The organism is Bathymodiolus heckerae thiotrophic gill symbiont, from assembly GCF_900128515.1.
In the GTDB taxonomy this organism is placed as follows: Bacteria; Pseudomonadota; Gammaproteobacteria; order PS1; family Pseudothioglobaceae; genus Thioglobus_A.
The window spans coordinates 1-3,862 of the sequence record NZ_FQTP01000110.1 but is presented as its reverse complement, the minus strand read 5'-3'; the positions used below and the strand labels follow the sequence as shown (position 1 = coordinate 3,862).

5 protein-coding genes are annotated in these 3,862 nt (G+C 38.8%); all 5 read left to right on the top strand.

The window, feature by feature from the left end; genetic code table 11:
- Positions 1–600 (top strand): tryptophan synthase subunit alpha (gene trpA / locus BTHERMOSOX_RS09625; protein ID WP_138120927.1); only part of this gene is annotated, 600 nt, incomplete at its 5' end.
- A gap of 12 nt (positions 601–612) precedes the next feature.
- The gene (gene accD / locus BTHERMOSOX_RS09620) at positions 613–1,461 is read left to right on the top strand and encodes an acetyl-CoA carboxylase, carboxyltransferase subunit beta (RefSeq protein WP_138120925.1); all 849 of its coding nucleotides are present in this window, start codon (positions 613–615) and stop codon (positions 1,459–1,461) included.
- Complete coding sequence (locus BTHERMOSOX_RS09615) at positions 1,454–1,861, top strand: FKBP-type peptidyl-prolyl cis-trans isomerase (protein ID WP_138120922.1); 408 nt, start codon at positions 1,454–1,456, stop codon at positions 1,859–1,861. Before accD ends, BTHERMOSOX_RS09615 begins: the two co-directional genes overlap by 8 nt.
- The gene (gene ispH / locus BTHERMOSOX_RS09610; RefSeq protein WP_171004728.1) at positions 1,861–2,790 is read left to right on the top strand and encodes a 4-hydroxy-3-methylbut-2-enyl diphosphate reductase; all 930 of its coding nucleotides are present in this window, start codon (positions 1,861–1,863) and stop codon (positions 2,788–2,790) included. The genes BTHERMOSOX_RS09615 and ispH overlap by 1 nt, the downstream gene beginning before the upstream one ends.
- A 15-nt stretch (positions 2,791–2,805) precedes the next feature.
- Positions 2,806–3,747, top strand: coding sequence for a carbohydrate kinase family protein (locus BTHERMOSOX_RS09605; RefSeq protein WP_171004727.1), 942 nt, complete (start codon positions 2,806–2,808; stop codon positions 3,745–3,747).
- Positions 3,748–3,862 lie beyond the last annotated feature (115 nt).

The window sequence follows — 3,862 nt, the reverse complement described above, 5'->3', positions numbered from 1 at the left end:
CATGAACGGGCAGTGGCAGATGGGGTGAGTTTGCGTGATGTGTTGGCGTTGGTTAAAAAATTCCGACAAGGCAACGACACCACGGCGATTGTGCTGATGGGTTATCTTAATCCGATTGAAGTTTTTGGCTATCAGGCGTTTGCCAAAGCGGCACAAGAAAGTGGCGTGGATGGTGTTTTGGTTGTTGATATGCCACCTGAGGAAGCGTGTGATTTAAAGGCGTGTTTAAATAACTCGGGGGTTGATTTTATTTTCTTAGTCGCCCCAACTACGACCGATAAACGCTTAAAATCTTTGGCAAATATTGCTTCAGGCTTTGTTTATTTTGTTGCTCTTAAGGGGGTAACAGGTGCGGGGCATTTGGATGTTGATTTGGTCAGAACGCATCTTTTAAGAATTCGTCAAATGATTGACTTGCCTATTGGTGTTGGCTTTGGCATTAAAGATGCTAAAAGTGCAAAAGCAGTATCCGAGCATGCTGATGCCGTTATTGTAGGCTCATCATTGGTTGCATTTGTTGAGCAATATGCTGATGATAAGGCTAAAATGTTGGAAAGTGTTGGCGCATTGGCGAATGAAATTTCGAGCGCCATTAAATAAGGAGCAGTAGCAATGAGTTGGCTAGAAAAAATATTACCCTCAATTACCAATGTTGTTAAAAAGAACATTCCAGAAGGCTTATGGAGTAAATGCCCAAAGTGTGATGCAACCATCTACACCGAAGAATTGAAAAGTACAACTTATGTTTGCCCCAAGTGTGATTATCACATGCGTATTTCTGCCAGAGTTCGACTTGAAAACTTCTTGGATGAGGCGGGTCAAGAAGAAATTGCAGCTAATTTAGAAGCGGTTGATCCACTGAAATTTAAAGATCAAAAGAAATACAAAGATCGTTATAGTCAAGCGCAAAAAAACACAGGCGAGAAAGATGCGCTAATTGTTAAAACTGGTACATTGAACGGTTTAAAAGTTGTTGTTGCAGCCTTTGAATTTAAATTTATGGGTGGCTCGATGGGCTCTGTTGTTGGTGAAAAATTTGTTCGCGCTGCTCAGTACAGTATTGAAACGGGCGCACCTCTTATTTGTTTTTCGGCATCAGGCGGCGCACGTATGCAAGAAGGTCTGTTCTCGCTTATGCAAATGGGCAAGACATCACTTATACTTAAGTTATTAAGCGATAAAAAGATTCCATTTATCTCAATTTTGACAGATCCAACTATGGGTGGCGTATCAGCCAGTTTTGCCATGTTGGGTGATGTGCATATTGCTGAACCTAATGCATTAATTGGTTTTGCTGGACCGCGAGTTGTTGAACAAACAGTGCGTGAAGAATTACCCGAAGGTTTTCAACGCAGTGAATTCTTACTTGAAAAAGGTGCAATTGACATGATTGTGCATCGCCGCGATTTACGCAAGCAAGTACACACACTATTAAGCGCAATGACGTTTAATAATGGCTAAATACAAGATATATTATAAACTTTGCCATGCAAATGGTGCCTTAGTTGACGAAGCTTGGAGCGAGCCATTATTGTTTGAAATTGGTGATGGCCAGCTTGATCCTTGTTTAGAGCGTTGCGTACTAGAGGCCAAGCCGGGTGAATTACAAACTTTTCTTTTAAGTGCTTCCGAGGCATTTGGCGATAGCTTTGATGAAGCTTTTCAAGTCATGCAACGAGACGATTTTCCAGATGATCTTAAAATAGAATTAGATGCTGCAGTTGAATTTAAAACCCCAACAGGGGATTCGTACGTGGGATGTATTGATAGTATTGAGGTCGATGATATTCGAGTTAACTTCAATCATCCGCTAGCAGGTACTGATGTTTCATTCCAAGTTAAAGTCTTAGAAATTTCTTAATGAAAATATTACTTGCCAATCCTAGAGGATTTTGCGCCGGTGTTGATCGCGCAATTGAAATTGTTGAACGAGCACTAAGTAAACATGGTAAGCCAGTTTATGTACGTAATGAAGTTGTTCATAATAAATTTGTTGTTAATGATCTTAAATCAAAAGGCGCTATTTTCGTTAAAGAAATTAATGAAGTGCCTGATAATCAAGTGGTTATTTTTAGTGCACATGGTGTTTCTCAACTGGTTCGTAAGCAATCAAAAGACATCGATTCAACTATTTATGATGCCACTTGTCCATTAGTAACCAAGGTTCATAAAGAGGTTGTACGCAAGCAAAAACAAAATGTACAAGTTATTTTGATTGGCCATAAGGGCCATCCAGAAGTGGAAGGTACTTTAGGTCAATCGAGCGAGTCTCGACAAGTTACCTTGGTTGAAAATACTGATGATGTTGAGCATTTAAATTTTGATTTAGACAGTGATATTTCGTACACAACTCAAACGACATTGTCGGTTGATGACACGCAATACATTGTTAATAAATTGAAAGATAAATTTCCCAATATTCAATCACCGAAAAAAGATGATATTTGCTATGCCACTCAAAATCGCCAAGATGCGGTTAAGGTGCTAATACAATCGTCGGAATTATTACTAGTATTAGGTTCGAGTAATTCTTCCAATTCAAATCGACTCAGAGAAATTGCTGAAAAAATGAATATCCCAGCTTATCTTATTGATGGCGCAGATGAAATTAACCCAGATTGGTTGAATAACGTCAAAACTGTGGGCGTTACAGCCGGTGCATCAGCACCAGAAATATTAGTACAAGAGGTTGTGAATTATCTATATGATCAAGGTGCAACTGAAGTAGAAGAAATTAACGGTGCAGAAGAAAATGTACACTTTTCTGTGCCAGAAGAATTAAGACAATAATTAGGAGAATATAACATGTCAAAAACAGCATTAATTTGTGGCTCATATGCCTTTGATTCAATCATGGTTTTTCAAGACCATTTTAAAAACCACATCTTACCAGATAAGGTACACATGCTAAATGTGTCATTTTTGGCCCCTACTATGCGTAAAGAGTTTGGTGGCTGTGGCGGTAATATCGCATACAATTTGCATTTACTTGGCGCTAACTCAATTCCAATGGCAACGGTGGGCGAGGACTTTACTCCATACATGAATTGGATGGAGTTACATCATATGAATACCACACATATGAAAGTGATTAAAGATAGTTATACGGGCCAAGCATTCATCACTACAGATATGGACGACAACCAAATTACGGCTTTTCATCCAGGTGCTATGAGTAATTCCCATGAAAATAAAGTCAGTGATGTTAGTGTGGCGGATATTGGTATTGTTTCTCCTGACGGGCGTGACGGCATGATTGAGCATGCTCTGCAATTTGCAGAGGCTGAGATCCCATTTATCTTTGATCCTGGCCAGGGTATGCCAATGTTTTCTGGCGAGGAGTTGGTAACGTTTATCGAGCAAGCAACTTATGTTGCGGTGAATGATTATGAATCACAGATGTTGCAAGATAAAACAGGTCTAGATTTAGCAACTATTGCTTCTATGGTAGATTCGCTAATTATCACTAAAGGTGGCAAAGGTTCTGAGATTCACACTAATGGCGAAATAATCACTATTATACCTGCCAAAGCAGAGTCTACTCAAGATCCAACAGGTTGTGGTGATGCGTATCGTGCAGGTTTGTTATACGGAATTATGAGTGATTTTGATTGGAAAAAAACAGGTCAATTAGCTGGATTGCTAGGTGCAATTAAAATTGCCCATTTAGGTACGCAAAACCATAAGTTTGATATCAATGATATTGAAAAACTATATCAAGATAATTATGGGTCAGATTTAAACTAAATAGCTTTCTAGAAAATAAAAAAGAAGCTATAATTCGTTATAAATTGAAGACTTTGAGGAGAGTTAAAAAATATGAAAGCACTAGAAAAATTATTTGAATTGCGATGCTCACTAG